Below are 22379 nucleotides of genomic sequence, written 5' to 3'. Positions count from 1 at the left end.
ACGTCCAGCCGAGGCGCCGGCTCATCGGCGAAGACCGGCTCCTCCATGAAAACCACGGAAAAGCCCCGCGCCGCCCGCACCAGAAGATGCTGCGGCCGCTGATACACAAAATCCCAGCGCAAATGCGAAAGACACACAAGAAGGGGCTTTTTCGCATCTGCCTCAGTCGGCACGCTGCAGGCGGCTTCCGGCTTCTCCGAAGGCCGCGTCGCTGCCACCGAATCCAGAGTGTCTCGCATGACAGGGCCCGTTCCCGCTCACCTTTTTCGATGAGCATGAACCTGTGCATGTACGATCCGTTCCGGTCCTCCTCCTTCTTTCTCCCGAAGGGTCACCGGTCCACCGTTTCCTCCTCCAGGATGAGCTGCCGGAGAGCGCCGAAGAGCGCTTCGCCGGTCATGCGCGAGGGATCGAACCCGCTATCGCCAGCAAGGCTGCCGTACCGCGCCCGGCCGTCTTCCGAACCTCCCACGAAGGCCATGGACCAGTTGCCGAAGAAGCGCTCCGCCTGCAACGATAGGTCCAGCAGCGACACCTCGTCATGGCGCGGATCCTGCTGAATCCGTTCGAAAGTCGCCTCGACCGCGTCGGCCGGTCCCTCCAGCACCTGTCCGAAGCAGCCGGCATTAAACATCAGCGCCCCGGTGATCCCGGCTCGCGCGTTGTTGCGGCGGCTGGCCGCCAGAATTCCATGGATCGCCTCGACGGTTTCCTCCGGCGAGCCGCCCATGCGATTGCGGCTGTAATAGACCAAACGCTGGATCGCTTCCGTCATGCATCCTCTCCTGCCAGATCAGCAACATGGAGGATTCGGGCCACCAGCGCCGCCGCTTCCCCTTCCGAGAGCGGTCGCCCCGTCAGATAGCCCTGAACGTCCGTGCATCCGACGGTCCGCATGCGGGCAAGCTGCTCCGGTGTCTCCACGCCCTCCGCGATCGTCGTCATGCCGAGGCTCGTTCCGAGCGCCGTGATCGCGCGCACGATGGCCTGCGCTTCCCGATCGTGGTTGGAACTGCGGACGAAGGACTGGTCGATCTTGATCTTGTCGAAGGGGAACTTCCGAAGGTAGCTCAGCGACGAGAAACCGGTGCCGAAATCGTCCATCGCGATGCGGACACCCTCGGCCTTGATCCTCCGCAGCTGCTGCAACACCTCGGCCGTATCCGCCAGCAGCGCCCCTTCCGTGATCTCCAGTTCCAGCCGCGACGGCGGGAGCCCGGAGGCTGCGAGGGCCGCGACAACCTTTTCCGGCAGGTCGAGGCTGCGAAACTGCAGAGGCGATACGTTAACCGCGACATTGATATCGGCTGGCCACGGGGCCGCAGACTGGCAGGCCGTGCGCAGCACCCACTCGCCGATCGTGCCGATCAGTCCGATCCGCTCGGCAACAGGGATGAAGATCGAGGGCGAAACAGGGCCGCGAAGCGGATGACGCCAGCGCAGCAGCGCCTCGAAGCCGACAACCCGCCCGGAGGAAAGCCGAACCTGCGGCTGGTACTCCACATGGAACTGCTTGAGCGGCAAGGCGCGGCGAAGGTCTATCTCGAGCTCGCGCTTTTTCTCCACCTCGGCGTTCATGCCCGGCTCGAAGAAAGAACGGACGCCGCCGCCTTCCCGCTTGGCGTGGTGCAATGCGAGGTCGGCGCGACGCTGCAGCCTTTCGGCATCCTCACCCGGCTCCGCCAGGGCGACGCCGATGCTGACGCTCACATTCACGCTATGGCCGCCGATCACATAGGTCCGGCTGACGAGATCGAGCAGCCTGCGCGCCAGCGCGTCCGCTGCTTCCGGCTGTTCCCTGCCGAGTTGCACGATTGCGAACTCGTCCGCGTCCAGACGCGATAGCATGTCGGCTTCGCTAACCGCCGCGCGGAGGCGGTCGGCGACCTTGTTCAGGAGGGCAAAGCCCATCCCCCTGCCAAGGGTCTCGTTGACCGAGTGAAATCGGTCGAGGTTCAGGTAGAGCACGGCGACCGGCTTCGTCTCGTCGGAGCCTTGAGCGACGGCGTCACCGAGACGGCGCATCAAGCCCTCCCGATTGGAAAGCCCGGTCAACTGGTCCCGGCCGCTTCTGCCACCCTCGCCCGAAATTTCGGAGAGCGAAACCAGCCCGGTCCCGTCCGAAAGCGGCGAGAACCGGCATTCCAGCTCCCGGCCATCCGGCCCGTCGATGATTCTGGAGTCGATCGACTTCCGGTTTTCGACCGCACGAAGGATCTCCTCGGCCGCCACAGGCGCACAGGCGGAGAGCAGGTTGCCGAGCAGCATGCCCCGCGGCTTCTCAGGCGAAAGGAGGTATTCCGCGGCGGGATTGGCCGAAATGATTTGCCCGGCGCCATCTACGATGAGCAGACCGACATGCAGTCGGTCCAGCACATCGGCGGCTCGTCCCGCCGGAATCGATCCTGCCTTCTTACGTTCCGGCAATGTCAGTCTGCCCCGAAAGTCTCAAACCTCGTGAGTGAATAAAGGCAGAATATCGAACATCCTGTAAATACCGAATTGCCGAAACGCATTTCTACAAGTTTTCTGGCTATAGAGACGCGAGATCGCGATGGGCGCCTCAACAGAGGAGCCGAGCACGGCCCCAAAACTTGCCCGACGAAACCATTCGACGGCGAAAGACTACGATGACTGCAGCCTGTCCTGTGACGCTCCGGTCGGGCCGAACCTCGCCGCTCCTTATTTCTCCAGCGCCGGGCCAGACACCTTGTCGCCGGGTTCGATCCCCGCGCGATGCGCTTCGCCGCCGTTCAACTCGACGACATAGAGCGCCGGGCCTTCCGAACTGATGATCTTGTCGGAAAGCGGCGTCGTGTTGCGGGCGACGCGCTTTACGGCGCGATCGGCCCCGATAAACACCATGTCGAGCGGGATGTACGTGTTGTGCATCCACATATCGACCGGCTTCTCGCCTTCGAAATCGAAGATCATGCCGTGATCGTCGGCCATCTCGCGCCGGAACATGAGGCCGCGCTCTCGCGCCTGCTCGTTCAGCGCGCGCTCCACCGTGAAGGTGCGCGATCCGGCCTTGGTGTGGAAGGTCAGCGGCGCCGTGGGGTTCGCGGCCGTCTCGGCATGCAGCGGGCTGAGCGGGGAAGCGAGCGCCAGCGCAAGAAAGGCCAGGGCAGTACGGGCAAGCGCCATCGGGAAAACCTCAGTGGGACGAGCGCATCTGCTCCGGAGATTCCGGCCGAATTTCGGCGGCCGTGAAACCCTTCGTTCCCTCGCCGTAGCGCACCAGGACGACCTGGCCCGGCCGCAGTTCGGTCAACCCGAAACGGCGCAGCGTTTCCATGTGAACGAAGATGTCCGGCGCACCCTCGCCCTCGCTGACGAAGCCGTATCCCTTGGTGCGATTGAACCACTTCACGATGACGCGGATAAGCGGGCTGGTCGGCACCACGGACGCGCGCTCGCGCACCGGCAGCTGCGACGGATGCGGCGCCTCGCCCTCGACGATCGAATGAATGTGGAACGCCTGACGGCCCTTGGGGCTGTCGGTCACCTCGCAGACGATCCGAGCGCCCTCGTAGGCGGTCTGGAAGCCGTCGCGGCGCAGGCAGGTCACGTGTAGCAGAACATCCGGCGAGCCATCATCGGGGACGATGAAGCCATAGCCTTTCGCGACGTCGAACCACTTGATAAGGCCCGAAATCTCCGCCAGTCCAACCGGCGCGTCTTCCAGGGAGAAGCTCCCCAGTTCCCCGCGCTTGTCAGTGTCTTCCGGGCCCATACGCTCGACTCCGTTCGAGCTTGTTTCAAGGACGCTCCACGACCGCCACGGAACCCGCAGCAACCATGATTCGAAGTCACGATAGCATCGTGTCCGCCAAAGAGGTGCAGCACTTTTGCCACGGATAAGCCTTACATGAACAAAGCGGTCAGCCGCTCGCGCCTATTCTTTCGAAGATAGCGCCGATGGACCCGCGCAGCAGAAGATCAGCCTCTCCGTCGAGGGGCGTGGGATCGCGATTGACGATGGCGAGTTCCGCTCCGCCTTGCCTGGCGATGACCGGCAGGGTCGCCGCCGGCTGCACCACCAGCGACGAACCGATCACCATGAAGAGGTCGGCGCGCCGGGACCACTCGACGGCCCGGTTCATCCCCTCGCGCGGCATGGCCTCGCCGAAGGAAACCACCGCGGCCTTCACCAGCCCGCCGCAGACAGGACAACGCGGCGAGGCGCCGGTGTCGTCGATCGCTGCACGAACGGCGGCAAGCTCCATGCGCGTTTCGCAGTCCAGGCAGCGCCCGTAGGTGGAATTGCCGTGCAGTTCGATCAGCCGGTCAGCGGGAAAGCCGGAGCGGGTGTGCAGGCCGTCGATGTTCTGCGTGATGATCCGGATGTCACGGCCCGCAGCCAGCAGCGACGCCAGTGCCAGATGCCCGGCATTGGGGCGAGCGCGGGCGAAGTCCTCGTTCATCACGAAGCGCCGCCGCCAGTCTTCCAGGCGCGCTTCCTCGGATGCGACGAATTCGCCGTAGGTAATGGGCTTGAGGCGCGACCACATGCCGCCGGGGCTCCGGAAATCGGGAATGCCCGATTCGGTGGAGATCCCGGCCCCGGTGAAGGCGACGATGCTTTGCGCCGCATCGATCATAGATTTAAGAAGGGATCCCTCGTCGGAGAGCCGGCCCTTGCCAGTTCCCTGCCCGTCCCCGCTCAAAGGAGCCTGCCCATGCGTTATCTCCACACAATGGTCCGCATCACGGATATCGAGGCTTCGCTCGATTTCTACTGCAACAAGCTGGGATTGATCGAAAAGTTCAGGAACGAAAACGAGGCCGGCCGCTACACCCTGATTTTCCTGGCGGCTCCCGACGATGAATTCCGGGCCGAGGAAGAGCGCGCTCCGCTCGTCGAGCTGACTTTTAACTGGGACGCGGAGGAATATGGGGAAGGCCGCAATTTCGGTCACCTCGCCTACGAGGTGGACGATATCTACGCGACCTGCGAGCGCCTGCAAAAGGCCGGCGTGACCATCAATCGGCCGCCCCGCGACGGCCGCATGGCATTTGTCCGCTCACCCGACAATGTCTCGATCGAGATTCTCCAGAAGGGTGCGGCCCTTCCGGCCCAGGAGCCGTGGAACAGCATGCAGAACACCGGCAAGTGGTGAGCCTCTTCCGCTAAAAAGCGGGCGCCGAAGCGGGCGGTGCGGATTTTTCCACACGAAACATCCGGGAAAGCGCCGCCCGCCTCTTGAAGCCGGCGAAAGCTCCGCATATAAGCCCGGCACCGCAGAGATGTCGGGCCGACGGAGACCACTCCCAAAGTTCCCATCTCGCGCACTCAGACGGATCTGAATCCTTGTTGGGATTCGAGACGTTTGGATGCGGCGGGGCAAGTTGGAGTTTGTGCACCCTTCGTCTATCGGTTAGGACGCCACCCTTTCACGGTGGAGAGAGGGGTTCGATTCCCCTAGGGTGTATACCAACTCCTTGCCCCCTCTCGTTTGCCGCCTTGCGACGGCCTCCCCCTGAACAAGCCCCTGACGATTCCTGAGCGCTTCCGCGCAGGCGTTCCGCTTGTCCATGCCTCCTGCAGAACGATCTCTCCGCCGCCGCACCGGACGTGAAAAGGCCACGGAGCTTGCGCGTCCGTGGCCTTCCCGAATCGTCTTCAGATACGGCGGCGGATAAGCCGGTCGATGCTCCACGAGCCACCACCGGCAGCCGCGAAATAAAGGAAGATGAAACAGAAAAGGATGGCGGCGTCGCCGCCATTCACCGCCGGCCAGAAGCTCTTGGGGAAGTGGGCCATGAAATAGGCGAAGGCCATTTCACCCGAGAGGATGAAGGCGACCACGCGCGTGAAGAGGCCGACCAGCAGCAGAAGCCCGCCAACCGTTTCCAGCACGCCGGCAAGGCCCGCCAGCGACATCAACTCGACGGTATGGCCGCCCATGGGAAAGCCGAAGAGCTTCATCGTGCCGTGTTCGATGAACAACAAGGCGGACACGATGCGCAGGAGGCTGAGAACAGGCGAAGCGTAATCGGGCGCTTTCAGGCGTACTTCCATTGGAGAATCTCCCATGCCAGAGAAGCAAAGCTTTGGCATGGCACCAGAACATGCGCCAGTTCGCCGCGGGAAACACAGCGTTCAGTTCGCCGGCGTCAGAGCGACGACGGGGCGCCTGGCGCCTCCCTTCCCGCGACCTATCCCGGCTGACGATATTCCATTCGCCTCCCCGCTTCGGACGGCTGCGTCACCGTCCGAAGCAAAGGGAAGAGAGCCTTACCAGCTCGTCAGGACCGAGCCCTTGAACTGATCCTTGATGAAAGCCTTCACTTCATCGCTGCGGTACGAATCCACCAGCGTCTTCACCCAGGGCTTGTCCTTGTCCTTCGTGCGCACCACGATGATGTTCACGTATGGCGACTTGGCGCTTTCCTTGAAGAGCGGGTCCTTGTTCGGATCGAGGCCGCCCTGCGTGGCGTAGTTGGTGTTGATCGCCGCGGCCGACAGGTCGTCGAGCGCGCGGGGCAGCTGCGCCGCGTCCAGTTCCTTGATCTTGATGTGCTTCGGGTTTTCCACGATGTCGAGCTGCGTCGCCTTCAGCCCGGCCTCCGGCGACAGCTTGAAGAGCCCGGCGTCGGCGCCCAGCAGCAGCCCGCGGCCGCCATTCGTCGGGTCGTTCGGAATGCCGAAGGAGCCACCATCGGGCATCTCGGAGAGGCTCTTCAGCTTCCGGGAATAGACGCCCATCGGGTAATTGACCGTGGTCGCGACCGAGACGAGATCGAAGCCGCGATCGGCCACCTGCGCATCGAGATAGGGCTTGTGCTGGAAGGAGTTCGCGTCGAGTTCTCCGTCCGCCAGCGCCTGGTTCGGCACGACATAGTCGGAGAATTCGACGATGGTGATGTCGAGGCCCTTCTTGGCCGCGACTTCCTTCACCTTCTCCATGATCTGCGCGTGCGGACCCGGCGTGACGCCGACCTTGATGGTTTCCGCCAGGGCGGCGCCGCTAATCGACACGGAAAGCGCGGCGGCAAGAACGAGTGATTTCAATGACATCGGGATCTTTCCGGAAGGTTCTGGAGAAGCATCAGGTGCGCCGGGCGCGCTTGTCGAAATGGCGGGCCAGGAGATCGCCGACAGTCTGCACGATCTGCACGAGCACGATCAGCACGACGACGACGGCCAGCATCACCGAGGGCATGAAGCGCTGGTAGCCGTAGCGGATGCCGAGATCGCCGAGCCCGCCGCCGCCGACGGCGCCGACCATGGCGGAATACCCGATGAGGCTGACGACCGTCAGCGTGATGCCGAGGGTGATGCCGGGGCGCGCTTCCGCGATCAGCACCTTGCTGACGATCTGCAGGCGTGTGGCGCCCATGGCGCGGGCGGCTTCCACCAGCCCTGGATCGACGTCGCGGATCGCCGTTTCGATTAGCCGAGCAACGAAGGGAATGGTCGCGATGGTCAGCGGCACGATGGCGGCGCTGGTACCGATCGACGTGCCGGCGACCAGTCGGGTGAAGGGGATGATCGCGACGACGAGGATGATGAAGGGCGTGGAGCGCGTGGCGTTCACGACGATGCCGAGGATGCCGTTCACCGCTGGGGCGGCGAAGAGCTCGCCACGTCGGCTCGTTGCCAGGAAGATGCCGAGCGGGCCGCCGATCAGCGAGCCGATCAGGGCGGAGACGGCGACCATGTAGAGCGTCTCGCCGGTCGCGTTGACGATCAGCCGGAGGATCTCAAACCACATAACCCAGCACCTCCGTCTCCAGCCCGAGATCGTGGATAAAGCCCCGCGCGCGGGCAAGCGTCTCGGGACCGGCATCCATCGAGACGACCAGCGTGCCGTAGGGCCGGCCGGAAATCTCGTCCACCGCGCCGGCGAGAATGTTGAGGTGGAGGCCCATCGTCTCGCCCAGCTTCGCCAGCACCGGCTCCGTCGCGTTTGGGCCGGTGAAGATGACCTTGACCACCGCGTCGGCTCCCGGCTTCGGCTCGGGGCTCAACCGACTCGTGACGAAGGCCGGAAGATGCACGCCAACCACATCGGCGAGCAGCGTGCGCGTCGTCGGATGCTGCGGACGGGTGAAAACGGAATAGGTGTCGCCCTCCTCCACGATGCGACCGCCGTCGATGACGGCAACGCGGTCGGCGACCTGCTTCACCACCTGCATCTCGTGGGTGATGAGCAGCACGGTCAGCCCGAGTTCCGCATTGATGCGCTTCAGGAGCCCCAGGATCGACCGCGTGGTTTCCGGGTCGAGCGCCGAGGTCGCCTCGTCGGAGAGCAGTACCTTGGGATCGGTGGCGAGCGCCCGGGCGATGCCGACGCGCTGCTTCTGCCCGCCTGAGAGCTCGGACGGATAGCGCCGGCTCTTGTCGGCGAGGCCCACCAGGTCCAGCAGCGGCATCACCTTGGCCTCGATCGCCCGCCGATTGACGCCGGCGATTTCCAGCGGCAGCGCGACATTGTCGTAGACGGTGCGCGAGGTCAGCAGGTTGAAGTGCTGGAAGATCATGCCGATGGAGCGGCGAACCGGGCGCAGCGCGCTTTCCGACAGCGCGCTCACGTCGGTGCCGTCCACGATCACACTGCCGGAAGTCGGCTTTTCCAGCCCGTTGACGAGGCGGATCAGCGTCGACTTGCCGGCGCCGGAGCGCCCGATGATGCAGGTGATGCTGCTGCGGGGAACGGCGAAATCGAGAGCGTCGAGCGCCGTCACCTTCGCCGCGCCGCCCGCGTCCGCGAAGGATTTCGAGACGTTGCGGAAGGCAATGGCCGGTTCCTGGGCGATGTGCGCCGCAAGTCCCGGTCCTTCGAGCCGCTGCCCGGCAGGTGCGTTCATGACAAGATCCGACGGCGGGACGATCCCGCATGTTGGCGCCGGCCTAGCACGGACCTCCGCCGCCGAGAACCGTTCGGCGCGCAAGCCTGCCAAACGATGGCGACATCAAGGCTGACGCGTTTCTTTCTAATGCAATTCCGGCGCGCCGTTGAGGAAAGGCGTTTCGTTCGACGGGCCCTAGCCGCACTTCCGTTGCGTGCGGCCGCCTGGGAGCACTCAGGGCGTTGCAGGCGCAGCCGAAGCGGCGGGCGGTGCGGCCTCGGGCGCGGACGCATCATCCAGCCCCACCAGCGCGATCTTGAGATAGCCAGCGGCGCGCAGGTCGTTCATCAGCGACATCAGATCGCCATAGGCGACGCCCTTGTCGGCTCGCATGAAGATGCGTTTCTGCCGGTCCCCGCCGGTCGCCTGGTCCAGCGACCGCTGCAGCACCGTGCGGGCGACCGGATCGTTGCCGAGCGACAGCGTGAGGTCGTTCTTCAGCGTCAGGAACACCGGCTGGTCGGGCTTGGCCTGCGGGGCGGCGTTGGAAGCCGGCAATTCCACCGGAACGTCGACGGTCGCCAGCGGCGCCGCCACCATGAAGATGATGAGCAGCACCAGGATCACGTCGATGAACGGCGTGACGTTGATGTCATGTGCCTCGGCGAGATCGTCCCCGCCGCCTTCGTTGAGCTGGATCGCCATCGCCTACTCCGCGGCGTAGCGCAGCGGGCGCGCCGTGCTGTCGAGATCGCGGCTGACAAGACGGAGGATCTCGGCGGAGGCGTCCGTCAGGATGGCGCGGTATCCCGTCACCGAGCGGGCGAAGATGTTGTAAATCACGACGGCCGGAATCGCCGCGACTAGGCCGCAGGCGGTGGCGAGCAGCGCCTCGGCGATGCCGGGCGCGACGACCGCGAGGTTGGTCGTATGCGCCTGCGAGATGCCGACGAAGCTGTTCATGATGCCCCAGACCGTGCCGAACAGGCCGACGAAGGGCGCGACCGAACCGATGGTGGCCAGGATGCCCGTGCCACGACCCGCGCGGCGGGCGGCCTGCGCCTCGATCCGCTGCAGGCGAAGCTGCACGCGTTCCTTGACGCCGTCGGAAAGATCGGCGCCCGCTTCCGCCGAGCGGTCGATCTCGCGTAGCGCCGCTTCTGCGAGGCGCGACACCGGGCTGCTGCCCTGTGCAACCGAGGGGGCGAGGTCCACCAGACGGCGGGCATCGGAGATCTTGGCCAGACCACTGCGGGCACGGGCGCGGGCGGCGATCATCTCCAGCGTCTTCGCCAGCCAGACCGTCCATGTCACGACGGAGGCGAGGATGAGCAGCGTCATCACCGACTTCACGATCCAGTCTGCGGCCATGAACATGCCCCAGGGCGAAAGGTCATGCGGCAGGTCCGCTTCGGCCACGGTGGTGGACGGCGCGGGTGCCTCGGGAGCGACTGCCGTGTCCGGAGCGAGTGTGGCCGCCGTGCTGTCAGCCGGAACAGATAAGGCCGGAACCGAGGGAGCCGGAATGGAGGGTGCCGCAGAGGAAGGAGCCGGTGCGGAGGGTGCCGGAGCAGCGGACGTCGCGGCAGGCGCGGCCTGTGCCGGTGCAGGCGCCGCCTCCTGCGCCAGCGCCATTGCCGGGCCAACCATCAGGGCAGCCGCGAGGAGGCTGGACCGCCACCGGGCGCGCGCCTTCCGTCCTGAACCGCTCTGAACCGCTTGCATGTCGAAACTCCTGCCAGTTTTCCGACCGGGAAAACACGGGCTGCGCTACATAAGTTGACACAAGAAGTCAATTTAACATGCAATCACCTTTCACGGCATTCCATCCCTTGATGCCGGCAGGATCCCGGCGTGCTAACAGCCGGGTACGACTAAGGACCGGGAACGGTGACGATGAACGCTTCTTCGCGCGGGCGGGTTGTTCTGGAGATCTGCGTCGACACCGCCACCGGCCTCGATGCAGCGGTCGAAGGAGGAGCTGACAGGATCGAGCTCTGCTCCGCGCTGGAGATCGGCGGATTGACCCCGTCCGCCGGGCTGATGGCCATCGCAGGGGCGTTGCCCTGCTCCGTCCATGCGATGATCCGCCCGCGTTCCGGCGGCTTCGTCTTCGATGAGGGCGACCTCGCCACGATGCTCCGCGATGTGGACGCGGCGCGCGCGGCGGGACTTGCCGGCGTGGTGCTGGGCGCCAGTCGCTCCGATGCCTCACTCGACGCGGAGATGCTGGCCCGGCTGGTGGCGCATGCGGAGGGACTTTCCGTAACGCTGCACCGGGCCTTCGATCTCGTGCCCGATCCGCTCGCCGCCTTGCGGACCGCGATCGATCTCGGCTTCGACCGCATTCTCACCTCCGGCGGCGCCCTGACCGCTCAGGAAGGCGGTGCCGTGCTGGCAGAACTGGTGGAGGCGGCAGGCGGCCGAATCGCCGTCCTGGCGGGGAGCGGTATTTCGGCCGGCAACGTCGCGGAACTGCTCGACCGGACGGCAGTCCGCGAGGTGCACGCCTCCTGCCGCATGGTGCGGGCGAAGGCCGATCCCCGTGCGGCCGCTTTCGGCTTCCAGAACGGCTCCCGACGCGAAACGGATGCGGCAGCGGTGGCGGCGCTCCGCCGCGAGCTGGATCGCTGGCAGGCCGGCGACGGGCGAGGCTGAAGGCCGGTTTTCCCGGCTCCGTTCACCTGCTAGAGCAGCGCCATGTGCTATCGCGTCGCCGCCCTCTACCAGTTCGTCGCCCTGCCCGACTTCCGCGAGATCCGGGAGCCGCTGCTTTCGCGCTGCCGCGAACTCGGCATTCGCGGCACGCTGCTCCTGGCGCAGGAAGGCATCAACGGCACGGTCGCGGGCGAGCCGGCGGCGATCGACACGCTGGTGGAGGAGCTTTGCCAGGGCCCGCTCTTCGGCGGGCGGCTCGGCAATCTCGAACTGAAGTTCTCCAGCGCGGCCGAGATGCCCTTCGCCCGCATGAAGGTGCGGCTGAAAAAGGAGATCGTCACCCTCAAGGACCCGGGCACCGATCCGACGAGGACGGTCGGCACCTACGTCGATCCCGCCGACTGGAACGCGCTCATCGAAGCGCCCGATGTCGTGGTCATCGACACCCGCAACGCCTTCGAGGTGAAGATGGGAACCTTCGAAGGCGCGATTGATCCGAAGCTGAAGCATTTCAGCGACTTCCGGGACTTCGTTCGCACGGAACTCGATCCGGGGCGGCACAAGCGCGTCGCCATGTTCTGCACGGGCGGCATACGCTGCGAGAAGGCGAGCTCCTTCATGCTGACGCAGGGTTTCGGGGAGGTCTTCCACCTCAAGGGCGGCATCCTGAAATATCTTGAGAACGTGCCGCAGACGGAAAGCCGCTGGAAGGGCGAGTGCTTCGTGTTCGACGATCGCGTCGCGCTCGGGCATGGCCTCAGCGAGCGTGCCCGCGAGGCCGCCGAGGAAGAGGACTGAGCGTCCGCCCTACATCTTCAGAAGCGCGTCGAGTTGCGGATTGAACTCCGCGAAGATCGGCAACGCCGCCGCGCCGTGCGCAGGCGTATCGATATCCGCCGAGCCGATCAGCAGGCGTGGGCGCGGCTCGCCTCCCCGCACCGCCACCGAGGGCATCAACGGCAAGGTGCGTTCGACCAGTGCTTCGAAGAAGGCGCGCGATGGTCGCCCGCCGAGGATGATCGCGTCGGCGTCAAGCACCGCTTCCAGCACGTTGATGCCCTGCCTCAGCCGTACCGACGCGCCGTCCATCCAGCCCATCAGCTCCGGGTCATTCCCCGCCAGCCGCTCGTCGATCTGCCGCAGCACCTCTCCGCTGTCGCCGTCCAGCCGCAGGGCTTCGACCGCGGCGTCGATGGATACGTAACGCTCCAGGCAACCGCATTTGCCGCAGGGGCATGGCAACCCGTCGATCTCCACCACCATGTGGCCGATCTCGCCGGCATTGCCGCCTCGCCCGCGATAGAGGTGTCCCTCGGTGAAGATGCCTGCGCCCAGTCCGACGCCGAAATAAACGTAGGCGAAGCTGCCGAAGCCGCGCGCCGCCCCATGCAGATGCTCCGCCACCGCCGCCGCCGAAGCGTCGTTCTCCACCAGCACGGGAAGGCCGAGCCGATCCGACAATGCGCGCACCATTTCCGGCGAGGACCAGTCGCCGATCGCGGTTCTGCCGACACCGCTCATCCCATGCACATCGAAGGGACCGGGTAGCGCCAGCCCTGCCCCTACGAAGAGCGGCCAGTACTCGGGCAAACGCTGCCGCAGCCGCGCGGAGAGGCGGGCCATGGCGGCCAGAACCGTCGCGACGCTCTGGTCGGGCAACGCCAGATCCTCGCGCGCGACAATCTGGCCGGCTAGATCGGTCACCACGCCGATCAGGCCGAACTGATCGAGCAGAAGCCCCAGCGAGTAAGCTCCTTCAGGCCGCAGCGCCACGGCCGAACTGGGGGCGCCACGGCTGCCCGCCAGGGGATCGCCAAGGGTGACGAGCCCGGCTCGCTGCATATCCGCGACGATGTTGTGGACGGTCTGGCGGGTGAGAGAAGTCCGCTCAGCGATGGCGGCGCGCGAGATCGGCCCGGAGTTCCGGATGACGTTCAGCACGACACGATAATTATGGGATCGCGCATGCGTCAGGTTGGTCCCGAGCGAACCGATCGGTGCTGAAAAATCGCTCATGCGTCATTTCTCCCCAGCCGGATTATTAAATCAATTTGACAAAACAAGCACGTCGATTTTCTATTCACCGTCACGCCGGCGGAGAGGGTCGCAGGCGGCGAGCATGGGAGGCTCCGATGAAGGAGTTCAAGTTTGCAGTGGCCGGAGCCGTTACGCTCCTGGCCGGAGTGGCCAGCCTTTCTCCGGCGCTGGCGGAAACGACGCTGAACGCCCTGTTCATGAAACAGGCGGCCTATAGCGAGGACGACGTCAAGGCGATGACGGCCGACTTCGAGAAGGCTCATCCCGACGTCAAGGTGAACCTGGAGTTCGTGCCCTACGAGTCGCTGCACGACAAGATCGTCACGGCGCAGGCCAGCGGTTCGGGCTACGACGTCGTGCTCTTCGATGTGATCTGGCCGGCGGAATTCGCCAAGGGCAACTTCCTGAAGGACGTGACCTCGAAGATCCCCGCGGCGGATTCCTCCAAGGTCTTCGATGGCGCCTGGAGCACCGTCACCTATGACGGCAAGCGCTACGGCATGCCGTGGATCCTCGACACCAAGTACCTCTACTACAACACGGAGATGCTGCAGAAGGCTGGCATCGACCATCCGCCGAAGACCTGGGCGGAACTGGAAGCCGACGCCAAGGTGATCAAGGACCAGAAGATCGTCGAATACCCGATCGTCTGGAGCTGGTCGCAGGCCGAGGCGCTGATCTGCGATTACACCACACTCGTCTCCGCCTATGGCGGCTCCTTCTTCAAGGACGGAAAGCCCTCCTTCAACGAGGACGGCGCGCTGGATGCGCTCAAGTTCATGAAGACCTCGCTGGACGACAAGGTCACCAACCCGAACTCCCGCGAATACCTGGAAGAGGACGTCCGCAAGACCTTCTCCAATGGCGACGCGGCCTTCGCGCTGAACTGGACCTACATGTACAACCAGGCCAACGATCCGGCACAGAGCAAGATCGCGGGCAAGGTCGGCGTCGCTCCCGCCCCCGGCGTGGAGGGCAAGTCCGAAGTCTCGGCGATGAACGGCTCCATGGGCCTGGGCGTCACCTCCGGCTCCAAGCACCCGGACGAAGCGTGGTCGTTCATCTCGTACCTGACCTCGCAGGACGTGCAGAACAAGTACGCCAAGCTCAGCCTGCCGATCTGGAAGTCGTCCTATGACGATCCGGCCGTCGCCAAGGGCCAGGAGCAGCTTGTCGCCGCGGCGAAGCAGTCCATCGCCGTGATGTATCCCCGCCCGATGATCGCCTCCTACCAGCGGCTGTCGAGCGTCCTGCAGACGCAGATCCAGAGCGCCCTCTTCGGTTCCAGCGAACCCAAGGCGGCCATGGACGAGGCGGCGCATCAGGCCTCGCGCCTCCGCTAAGTCTGGAAGGGGATCGAATGGCTTTGAGCATGACAAGAGACGAGCGCAAGACGCCGCTTGAGGCCTGGGTCCTGATGGCCCCGGCACTCGCCATCCTGGCGGTGATTACCTTCTATCCCCTTCTCCGCACGTTATATTTCAGTTTCACCGACGCCCAGATCAGCGCGGCGGGCACATCGGGCAATTTCGTCGGCTTCGACAACTATGCCTACGCCGCCAGCGACGCCGGATTTCACGCCGCGCTGATCCGCACGATCGTCTTCACCGTCAGCTCGGTCGCACTCGAGACGGTGATGGGCGTGGCCGTGGCATTGCTCCTGAATCAGGAGTTCAAGGGTCGCGCCATCGCCCGCACCGCGATCATCCTGCCCTGGGCCGTGCCCAACATCGTCAACGCGATGATGTGGCGGCTGATCATGAACCCTGAATACGGCGCGCTGAACGCGGCGCTGACCCAGACGGGCATCCTTGGCGCTTATCGCTCATGGCTGGGCGATCCCTCGACCGCTCTGGCGATGGTGATCTTCGCCGACGTCTGGAAGAACTTCCCGCTGGTCGCCTTCGTGGCGCTTGCCGCGCTGCAGACCGTGCCGTCGGAGCTCTACGAGGCCGCGCGGATCGACGGCGCCGGCCCCTGGAGCCGCTTCCGCTTCGTCACCCTGCCCGGCATCGTCGCGCCGCTGCTGGTGGCGATCGTGCTGCGCAGCATCGAGGCCTTCCGCGTCTTCGACATCATCTATGTCATGACCCGTGGCGGTCCGATCGATTCCACCAAGACGGTCAGCTTCTACGTCTACCAGACCTACTTCTCCTATCTCGATGCCGGCACCGGCGCGGCCTACGCCGTCATCGTCGCCCTTCTGAGCGCGGTGATGATCAGTGGCTATATCCTGGTCATCCGCCGGCAGGAGGCGAAATGAGCAATCCGTCCCTCTCGCGCGGCGAACTCGTCCGCTACGTGCTGATCTATGCGGCCGTAGCCGTTCTCGTCCTTTTCACCTGCGTGCCCATTCTCTGGCTGGTGATCATGAGCATCAGCTCCGCGCAGGAACTAACCGCCGTGCCGCTGCACTGGATCCCGAAGTCGCCCGACTTCTCGCGTTATGCCCGCTTGCTGGGCCTGACTTCCGACGGCAGCGAAAACATCTTCCTGCCGGCGCTCCGCAACAGCGTGATCACGGCTGGAGGCGCGACGCTCGTCGCCATGGCCGCCGCCATACCGGCAGCCTACGCCATGTCCCGCCGCAACGCGCCGCGAGCCATGCTCTTCGTCATGCTGGCGACCTTCATGGTGCCGCCGATCACCTATGCCCTGCCGCTCTATACCGGGCTCGGCAAGATCGGACTGCTGAACACGAGCGCCGGCCTGATCATCATCTACAGCGCCCTGCTGCTGCCCTTCGCCGTGTGGCTCACCAAGACCAACATCGACATCCTGCCGGTGTCGCTGGAGGAAGCCGCGATGCTCGACGGAGCGGGCACCCTGCGCATCATGTGGAGCGTGCTCCTGCCGATCGCCCGGCCGGCTCTCGTGGCCGCCGCAATGCTCTCGTTCCTCACCGCCTGGGACGAGTTCTTCTACGCGCTGCTCTTCACCAGCGATCTCCGCGCCAAGACCCTGCCCGTCGCGATCGCCGATTTTGCGGCCGGCCGCGTCACCGATTACGGCATGGTTTCCGCCATCGGCGTGCTGGCCGCCATCCCGCCCGTGATCCTCGCGATCTTCTTCCAGAAATCCCTCATCGCCGGGCTTTCCTCCGGCAGCGTCAAAGGCTGAAGCATGACCCATACGACGACCGAACCGCAGGGCCTCACCGCCCTGCGCTCCGAAATGGCGTTGCAATTTTCCGACGCCCTCGCCTCCTATGACGCGGCTCACGAGACCGCACGCGCCATTGCAGAAAGCCTCCGCCGCACGCGCCGCCTGCATCTTGTCGGCATGGGGGCGTCCCACTGGGTGAACCGCATCGTCGAGCCGTTCTACCGGCAGGCCGGCATCGACGCGACGTGCTATGTCGCATCGGAGATCCTGCGCTCGCCGGTGCCGGGCAAGGCGACCGTACTCCTCACCTCACAATCCGGCGGGTCCGGCGAGATCCTGCTTTATCTCGACCAGAAGCAGGCCGAACTCGATGAAGTCTTCGGCCTGACGCTGGGTGCCGAATCCGGCCTCGCCCGCCGTGTCCGCAGCCTCATCGGCAACGGCGGCAGCGAGAAAGCCTTCGCGGCGACCCGCAGCCTGACGATCTCGCTCGCGCTCCACGCCGCGATCCTGAACGCCCTCGGCGCCGATGTGTCCGGCCTGATCGAGTTCTTCCGCAACCCGGTCGAGCCGGAGACGCAGGCCGCGACCGACGCACTTTCCCGCCTCACCTTCGCGATCTTCTCCAGCCGCGGCGCGGCGCAGGGCGTGGTGGAAGCGGCAAGCCTCACCTTCATGGAACTGGCGCGCATCCCGGTTCTGGCGCTCGAAGGCGGCCAGTTCCGCCATGGGCCGCTGGAAGTGCTGAACAAGGACACCGGCGTGGTCCTGCTTCGCCCGGCAAGCGACGCCAGGGCGGTCGCCGACGTCGCCGCGATCTGCGTTGCCGCCGGCATCCGCCCCGTGGTGTTCGACATATCGGGCGAGGCACCTCTGCCCGATTGCCTCAACGTCACCCTGCCCCGCCTGGATGGGCTCGCCGCCCTGGCGGCCGGTCTCGTCGCCATGCAGAAGGCGATCGTCTTCGCGGCCGCGGTGATGGTGCCGGATATCGGCAGCCCCGTCCGTTCCACCAAGGTGACGAACGGCGAATGAGCGAAGCGGATCGAGCCGCCCCCAACGTTCTGGTGATCGGCAACTGCAATGTCGATCTCGTGATGGGGCCGATCGGCGCGTGGCCGCAGATCGGCACGGAGATCACCACGGAACGGAGCGAACTCCGGGCCGGCGGCTCGGCGGGCAACAGCGCGCTTGCGCTGCAGGCTTTCGGGGCTCCGCATCTGCTGGTTTCCAGTCGCGGCGACGATGCGCTGGGCGGCTGGCTTGCCGGCGAGTTCTACGCGGCGACGTCGCGCTGGGCGGTGAGCCCACGCGCCACGACGGTCTCCGTCGGCATCGTCCATGCCAGCGGCGAGCGGACGTTCTTCACCACGCCGGGCCATCTCCTCGACTTCAACCTCGACGAGATCCGGCCGTTGATCCCGACATCGCCGGCAAAGGGCAGCGTGGCCCTGCTCTCCGGTGTCTTCCTGAGCCCGGCGATCTTCCCTGCCTATGCCGGGTTCATCGGTGCCTTGAAGGCGCTCGGCTATGCGGTCGCCATCGATACGGGCTGGCCGGACGAAGGCTGGACCGAGGCGATGCGGACGCTCACGCGCGATTGGCTGGCGCGTTGCGATCACGCCCTCTTCAACGAGGCGGAGGTCGCGGGCCTCGCGGCGACCGACGATTTCGACGTCGCCTGCGCGTCGGTGGCGGGGATGCTTCCGCCCGGAGCCTGCTTGATCGTGAAGCGCGGCGGCAGCGGTGCCTCCGGCTTCCGCTCCGGCGAACGGATCGACGTTCCCGCGCCGCCGGTCACCGTGATCGACACGATTGGGGCGGGCGATACTTTCAATGCCGGCTATCTCGCCGCGCGGATCGAGGGACAGGACATCGCCGCCTGCATCCGCCGGGGGGTGGAGGCGGCGAGCCTCGCCGTTTCCACCGAGCCCCGCCGCTACAGCTGACGCGCCTTAACGAAGCGCCTCCGCATGATAGCGGAGGTGGTCTTCGATGAAGGAGGCGATGAAGAAATAGGAATGGTCGTAGCCCTCCTGCCGTCTGAGGGTCAGCGGGATGGCGGCATCGGCACAGGCCTTCTCAAGCAGCTCCGGCTTCAGCTGGCTCGTCAGGAAGTTGTCGGCCGCGCCCTGGTCCACTAAAAGTTCCGGCACGCGGGCGCCATCGGCGATCAGCGCGCAGGCATCGTATTCGCGCCAGAACGCGCGATCGGGACCGAGATAGCCCGTCAGCGCCTTCTCGCCCCACGGGCAGTTCATGGGCGAGCCGATCGGTGCGAGGGCTGAAACGGAGCGGAAGCGGCCGGGATTGCGAAGCGCGATGGTCAGGGCGCCATGGCCGCCCATGGAGTGACCGGAGATCGCCTGCCGCGTCATGTCGGCCGGAAGTGACGCCCCGACCAGTTCCGGCAACTCATCCTCGATGTAGCTCCGCATCCGATAATGCGCCGACCACGGCGTGGTCGTGGCATCCACATAGAAGCCGGCGCCGAGGCCGAAATCGTAGGCGTTCTCCGCATCGTCCGGCACGCCCGGGCCGCGCGGGCTGGTATCCGGCGCGATCAGCATGAGGCCGAGTTCGGCCGCAACGCGCTGCGCGCCCGCCTTTTGCGTGAAGTTGTCCTCGGTGCAGGTAAGCCCGGAGAGAAACCAGAGGACGGGCACCGGGCCAGCTTCCGCCTGCGGCGGCAGGTAGGCGGCAAAGCGCATCGTCGTTCCCGTCGCCGCCGACTGGTGGCTGTAGGTGCGCTGCCAACCGTCGAAGATGCGGGCCTGCGAGATCAGTTCCAGTGTCATTCCAGCCTCGATCACCGTGTTACCGTTATGTACCGGGCTTCACGGGCCGGTTCCAGCCAGCGACACTGCAAAGCTCGAATCAGGAGCCCGGAGCCCCATCTTGATGCCAGTCGAAAGCCGCGCCTCCCATGCACCGCTCCTGTGCGTCGACATCGGTGGCTCCTTCATGGATTTCGGGTTGGTCGACGCCGCCAACGCTGTCCGGCGCACAGGCAAGGTACCGACGCCGATCGCCTCGTGGCCGGATTTCGTCGCCGCCCTCGCCCTGCAGATCGAGGGCAGCGGTATCGACGACGGCGCGCCGATCGCCCTCTCGGTCGCCGGCCCGGTCGATCCCGATACCGGCGTGCTGATCAGCGCCAACATCCCCTGCGCCAACGGTCGTTCCCTCGGCCCGGATCTCTCGGCCGCCCTTGGCCGTCCGGTCGCCGTCGCCAATGACGCCGACTGCTTCGCCCTGGCCGAAGCAAATGCCGGGGCGGGCATGGGCCACCGCGTCGTTTTCGGGGTCATCCTTGGCACCGGCGTCGGCGGCGGGCTGATCGTGGACGGCAGGCTCGTGCCGGGCGCGGGTGGCGTGTCGGGCGAATGGGGACATGGGCCGATCACCGGCGGCGGCGTGCCGGAAAGCTTTCCGCCCGTCCCGCGTTTCGCCTGCGGCTGCGGCCAAAGCGGCTGCGTCGATACGGTCGGCGGCGCGCGAGGACTGGAGCGCCTGCACCGGCATCTGCATGCCGAGACGATCGACAGCCGGACGATCCTGACGCGCTGGCATCACGGCGACCGACAGGCCGCGCGCACGCTGGAGCTCTGGCTGTCGCTCGTGGCCGATCCGCTCGCGCTGGTGGTCAACGTCACCGGCGCGTCGTCCCTGCCTGCGGGCGGCGGCCTCGCCTCGGATGCGGAACTTGTTGCCGTGCTCGACACGGAGGTGCGCAGGCGCATCATGCGCCCATCCTCCGAGCCTCTCCTGGTGCAAGCCCGCCACCCCGACCAGGCCGCTCTCATCGGCGCGGCCGTCCTCGCCCGCCAGACGCTTTGACCGGAACGCGGCACGACAACGACGCACTGCCGCCCTTCATCAGCCCAGTCACGGATTTCAGCTGAGCCGAAGGCGACCCTACGGACCTCGTCACGACGACTTCCCGATGCGGCCACAAGGCCTGCCGAGGTCGAACGCAGAACGTTTCCGAGCGCTCACGAAGGGCAGAATCTGGATGCTGAAACCATCCGGGGAAATCTCGCGGGCGGTGACGGGCTCGAACCGCCGCCCCTCTCGGTGCGGTTGATCACATAGGCCGCGTCCGCCAGCGCCGGCCCGGACCAGGGCTGCGCCAGCGTCAACGCGTTGCCGGAGACGACCGCCCCAACGATGCCGGCGTTCCCGGCGGCAAGAGCATGTCGCCAGCCTTGGCGTTCGCCGAAGAGGGTGCCGCAGCCGGTCACATCGGCGGGACCGGAGGCGACCGAGCTCGTCGCCGCGAGATGGAAGCCTGAGCAGATCCTGTGATGTGGGTGAAATCAAAAAGGCCGCTCAGAGAGCGGCCTTCAAGTTTTACGGTAAGCCTTGCTTCGGGTGCGACACGATTCATGCGCCCCTGAGCAAGGCCGCTCAGCCTATAGCTTAGGCCGAGTCAGCTGCCGCTGGCTGATAAGCACCAATTGTCATCAGGTGCATCGGCATTCGCCGTCTGTTGCTATCAGTAGCAGCCGTAGTACCCACAACCGCGATAGTAGCGGCGGTGATGGTAATGATCGTGATTGTCCAGAGCTGTTCCGAGCACAACGCCACCGAGCACCCCGACTGCCGCTCCGGCGGCAACATTATTCTGGGCCTGCTGGGCCTGCTGGCGATTGCTCTGATAGGTCGCCGCGACGCACTTCTGGTAGCGTGACGTGCCAGCCTTCAACCCCTGTGCACTACATGTCATCTGTGCATTTGTCGACGATTCCTGAGCTGTCTGGCACGCTGCAAGTCCAAACAACAGCATCAGGCTCGCAACACCGCTCAACACTTTAGTTTTCATCGCCCACCCCTGAGAAAAGTATCGCCCTGGTTGCGCAAGCAGCACCAAGACATCTTTAATAAATACTGCATTTATCATCATGATAACTGCAGCACGTGTAAGTTGCACAGGAGGGAAAGCGAGTCCAATAGAACAAGCAATTGCGTTCGAATTTTTTGACGATCATGCTTTCTTAGAGCCTGCCAGTCGCCCTCCGCCGCGATAACCGTCACCTGCTCCCAGCCGCTGCCCCACGGAAGTTGGCCCGTCCCACCTTGTGGAGCCGGCCATGTCTCCAGCGTTGTTACTGGCTCCCGCTTTTATGCACTCACCCGGCCAATTGCCTCCACGCCGCGCTGACCAGCTTCGCGGAGTAGCGGACCTTCTCCAGCACGGCGTTGACCTTGCGCCAGGTGGCGGTGGTGTCCTCCGCCAGCTGGGCGATCTCCAGCACCGTCTGGCCCTTGGCATCGGCCTCGGCCGCCAGCAGGGGATAGTCGTCGGGATAATCGAAGGCGGCTGCGTCGGCGAGCGTCGCCGTCGCCTCCTCCAGCTTCTGGATATAGGTCATCTACTGGCCGGGAATGACGGTCAGGAACTGCGACCGGATCGCGCCGATGCGGGCGTTCCCGGCCTCCACCTGCCCGGTCTTGTAGCCTGCGAGATCGAAGGGGAGCGTCAGCCTCTTGCCGCCGTCACCTCCAGGGCGAAGTCCTTGCGCAGATCCGGATAGCTGACCGTGATCGCAGAGGTGCAGGGCGCGTCGGTCACGAGTTCGATGTCGCCCTCGTCCGCCGCGTGGTCCTCACCGTTCACCGTCACCGTGGCGCCGGCCAGCACGCCGGAGAGGATCGCGGTGTCCTGCCCGTCGGCGGCGATCTCCGTCCTCGAAAGAACCGGCTGCGGCGGGCTGCCCGGTCGCCACGTGGATAATGCTGGCGTCGAAGGGCTCGACCAGCACGTCGGCAATGCCGAA

The 22379-nt window shown here is 65.4% G+C and carries 25 protein-coding genes, 1 tRNA gene and 1 pseudogene; 10 read left to right on the top strand and 17 right to left on the bottom strand.

Going from position 1 to position 22379, the window contains the following annotated elements; all coding sequences use genetic code 11:
• The 6 genes and pseudogenes from BMY25_RS21250 to BMY25_RS18480 form a co-directional block, all read right to left on the bottom strand.
• Window positions 1-218 (bottom strand): annotated as a pseudogene (locus tag BMY25_RS21250) (hypothetical protein); the annotation flags it as partial.
• 113 nt (window positions 219-331) lie between these two features.
• A complete protein-coding gene (locus tag BMY25_RS18500; RefSeq protein ID WP_092499422.1) occupies window positions 332-775 on the bottom strand; it encodes a BLUF domain-containing protein in 444 nt (147 codons plus the stop codon).
• Window positions 772-2427 carry a sensor domain-containing protein gene (locus BMY25_RS18495; RefSeq protein ID WP_143062043.1) on the bottom strand — a complete coding sequence of 552 codons (1656 nt, stop codon included), beginning with the start codon at window positions 2425-2427 and terminating at the stop codon, window positions 772-774. Before BMY25_RS18495 ends, BMY25_RS18500 begins: the two co-directional genes overlap by 4 nt.
• Before the next feature lie 255 nt (window positions 2428-2682).
• The gene (locus BMY25_RS18490) at window positions 2683-3147 is read right to left on the bottom strand and encodes a DUF192 domain-containing protein (RefSeq protein ID WP_092499418.1); all 465 of its coding nucleotides are present in this window, start codon (window positions 3145-3147) and stop codon (window positions 2683-2685) included.
• Between the two features lie 10 nt (window positions 3148-3157).
• Window positions 3158-3736 (bottom strand): cold-shock protein, encoded by a 579-nt coding sequence (locus tag BMY25_RS18485; protein ID WP_092499416.1) that lies wholly within the window; start codon window positions 3734-3736, stop codon window positions 3158-3160.
• Between the two features lie 148 nt (window positions 3737-3884).
• A complete protein-coding gene (locus BMY25_RS18480) occupies window positions 3885-4604 on the bottom strand; it encodes an SIR2 family NAD-dependent protein deacylase (RefSeq protein WP_092499414.1) in 720 nt (239 codons plus the stop codon).
• A gap of 78 nt (window positions 4605-4682) precedes the next feature.
• Here BMY25_RS18480 and BMY25_RS18475 point away from each other — a divergent pair, with 78 nt between their 5' ends.
• Entirely contained in the window at window positions 4683-5123 is a 441-nt protein-coding gene (locus BMY25_RS18475; RefSeq protein WP_092499412.1) for a VOC family protein, read from the top strand.
• Between the two features lie 240 nt (window positions 5124-5363).
• A tRNA-Glu gene (locus BMY25_RS18470) sits at window positions 5364-5435 on the top strand.
• Between the two features lie 191 nt (window positions 5436-5626).
• On the opposite strand, the gene BMY25_RS18465 is transcribed toward BMY25_RS18470, so the two are convergent.
• From BMY25_RS18465 to exbB, 6 genes are all read right to left on the bottom strand, one after another.
• Window positions 5627-6025, bottom strand: a complete 399-nt coding sequence (locus BMY25_RS18465; RefSeq protein WP_092499410.1) for a DoxX family protein — start codon at window positions 6023-6025, stop codon at window positions 5627-5629.
• A 216-nt stretch (window positions 6026-6241) separates the two neighbouring features.
• Complete coding sequence (locus BMY25_RS18460) at window positions 6242-7018, bottom strand: MetQ/NlpA family ABC transporter substrate-binding protein (protein ID WP_092499434.1); 777 nt, start codon at window positions 7016-7018, stop codon at window positions 6242-6244.
• Between the two features lie 37 nt (window positions 7019-7055).
• Complete coding sequence (locus BMY25_RS18455) at window positions 7056-7721, bottom strand: methionine ABC transporter permease (protein ID WP_092499408.1); 666 nt, start codon at window positions 7719-7721, stop codon at window positions 7056-7058.
• Window positions 7711-8817: a methionine ABC transporter ATP-binding protein gene (locus BMY25_RS18450; RefSeq protein ID WP_092499406.1), complete on the bottom strand. Its 1107-nt coding sequence runs from the start codon at window positions 8815-8817 to the stop codon at window positions 7711-7713. The genes BMY25_RS18455 and BMY25_RS18450 overlap by 11 nt, the downstream gene beginning before the upstream one ends.
• A gap of 216 nt (window positions 8818-9033) precedes the next feature.
• On the bottom strand, window positions 9034-9504 hold the full coding sequence (gene exbD / locus BMY25_RS18445; protein ID WP_092499404.1) for a TonB system transport protein ExbD: 471 nt from the start codon (window positions 9502-9504) through the stop codon (window positions 9034-9036).
• A 3-nt stretch (window positions 9505-9507) separates the two neighbouring features.
• A complete protein-coding gene (gene exbB / locus BMY25_RS18440) occupies window positions 9508-10524 on the bottom strand; it encodes a tonB-system energizer ExbB (RefSeq protein ID WP_092499402.1) in 1017 nt (338 codons plus the stop codon).
• Window positions 10525-10695: 171 nt separating this feature from the next.
• Between exbB and BMY25_RS18435 the strand changes: the two genes are divergently transcribed.
• Together BMY25_RS18435 and trhO are read left to right on the top strand one after the other, a co-directional pair.
• Complete coding sequence (locus BMY25_RS18435; RefSeq protein WP_092499400.1) at window positions 10696-11457, top strand: copper homeostasis protein CutC; 762 nt, start codon at window positions 10696-10698, stop codon at window positions 11455-11457.
• Between the two features lie 42 nt (window positions 11458-11499).
• Window positions 11500-12255, top strand: a complete 756-nt coding sequence (gene trhO, locus BMY25_RS18430; protein ID WP_092499398.1) for an oxygen-dependent tRNA uridine(34) hydroxylase TrhO — start codon at window positions 11500-11502, stop codon at window positions 12253-12255.
• A gap of 9 nt (window positions 12256-12264) precedes the next feature.
• On the opposite strand, the gene BMY25_RS18425 is transcribed toward trhO, so the two are convergent.
• The gene (locus BMY25_RS18425) at window positions 12265-13473 is read right to left on the bottom strand and encodes an ROK family transcriptional regulator (protein WP_092499396.1); all 1209 of its coding nucleotides are present in this window, start codon (window positions 13471-13473) and stop codon (window positions 12265-12267) included.
• Window positions 13474-13589: 116 nt separating this feature from the next.
• Between BMY25_RS18425 and BMY25_RS18420 the strand changes: the two genes are divergently transcribed.
• Genes BMY25_RS18420 through BMY25_RS18400 form a run of 5 tightly spaced genes read left to right on the top strand, consistent with a single transcriptional unit; the run spans window position 13590 to window position 18548 of the window.
• Complete coding sequence (locus BMY25_RS18420; protein WP_092499395.1) at window positions 13590-14837, top strand: extracellular solute-binding protein; 1248 nt, start codon at window positions 13590-13592, stop codon at window positions 14835-14837.
• A gap of 17 nt (window positions 14838-14854) precedes the next feature.
• A complete protein-coding gene (locus tag BMY25_RS18415) occupies window positions 14855-15757 on the top strand; it encodes a carbohydrate ABC transporter permease (RefSeq protein WP_092499393.1) in 903 nt (300 codons plus the stop codon).
• On the top strand, window positions 15754-16614 hold the full coding sequence (locus BMY25_RS18410) for a carbohydrate ABC transporter permease (RefSeq protein WP_092499391.1): 861 nt from the start codon (window positions 15754-15756) through the stop codon (window positions 16612-16614). The genes BMY25_RS18415 and BMY25_RS18410 overlap by 4 nt, the downstream gene beginning before the upstream one ends.
• A gap of 3 nt (window positions 16615-16617) precedes the next feature.
• Window positions 16618-17634 carry an SIS domain-containing protein gene (locus BMY25_RS18405; protein ID WP_092499389.1) on the top strand — a complete coding sequence of 339 codons (1017 nt, stop codon included), beginning with the start codon at window positions 16618-16620 and terminating at the stop codon, window positions 17632-17634.
• Complete coding sequence (locus tag BMY25_RS18400; protein WP_092499387.1) at window positions 17631-18548, top strand: carbohydrate kinase family protein; 918 nt, start codon at window positions 17631-17633, stop codon at window positions 18546-18548. The genes BMY25_RS18405 and BMY25_RS18400 overlap by 4 nt, the downstream gene beginning before the upstream one ends.
• Window positions 18549-18554: 6 nt before the next feature.
• Here BMY25_RS18400 and fghA read toward each other — a convergent pair whose 3' ends face one another.
• Window positions 18555-19397, bottom strand: a complete 843-nt coding sequence (gene fghA / locus BMY25_RS18395; protein WP_092499385.1) for an S-formylglutathione hydrolase — start codon at window positions 19395-19397, stop codon at window positions 18555-18557.
• A gap of 103 nt (window positions 19398-19500) precedes the next feature.
• Here fghA and BMY25_RS18390 point away from each other — a divergent pair, with 103 nt between their 5' ends.
• The gene (locus tag BMY25_RS18390; RefSeq protein ID WP_092499382.1) at window positions 19501-20439 is read left to right on the top strand and encodes an ROK family protein; all 939 of its coding nucleotides are present in this window, start codon (window positions 19501-19503) and stop codon (window positions 20437-20439) included.
• Window positions 20440-21097: 658 nt separating this feature from the next.
• Here BMY25_RS18390 and BMY25_RS18385 read toward each other — a convergent pair.
• The 3 genes from BMY25_RS18385 to BMY25_RS20565 form a co-directional block, all read right to left on the bottom strand.
• On the bottom strand, window positions 21098-21505 hold the full coding sequence (locus tag BMY25_RS18385; protein WP_238858419.1) for a hypothetical protein: 408 nt from the start codon (window positions 21503-21505) through the stop codon (window positions 21098-21100).
• A 226-nt stretch (window positions 21506-21731) separates the two neighbouring features.
• Window positions 21732-21974 (bottom strand): hypothetical protein, encoded by a 243-nt coding sequence (locus BMY25_RS18380; RefSeq protein ID WP_092499380.1) that lies wholly within the window; start codon window positions 21972-21974, stop codon window positions 21732-21734.
• 107 nt (window positions 21975-22081) lie between these two features.
• Window positions 22082-22372 (bottom strand): hypothetical protein, encoded by a 291-nt coding sequence (locus tag BMY25_RS20565; protein ID WP_143062042.1) that lies wholly within the window; start codon window positions 22370-22372, stop codon window positions 22082-22084.
• Window positions 22373-22379 lie beyond the last annotated feature (7 nt).

Source organism: Faunimonas pinastri, assembly GCF_900110915.1.
GTDB lineage: Bacteria > Pseudomonadota > Alphaproteobacteria > Rhizobiales > Afifellaceae > Faunimonas > Faunimonas pinastri.
Note: the sequence above shows the minus strand (reverse complement) of the source record. Positions and strands in the feature narration are given on the sequence as shown.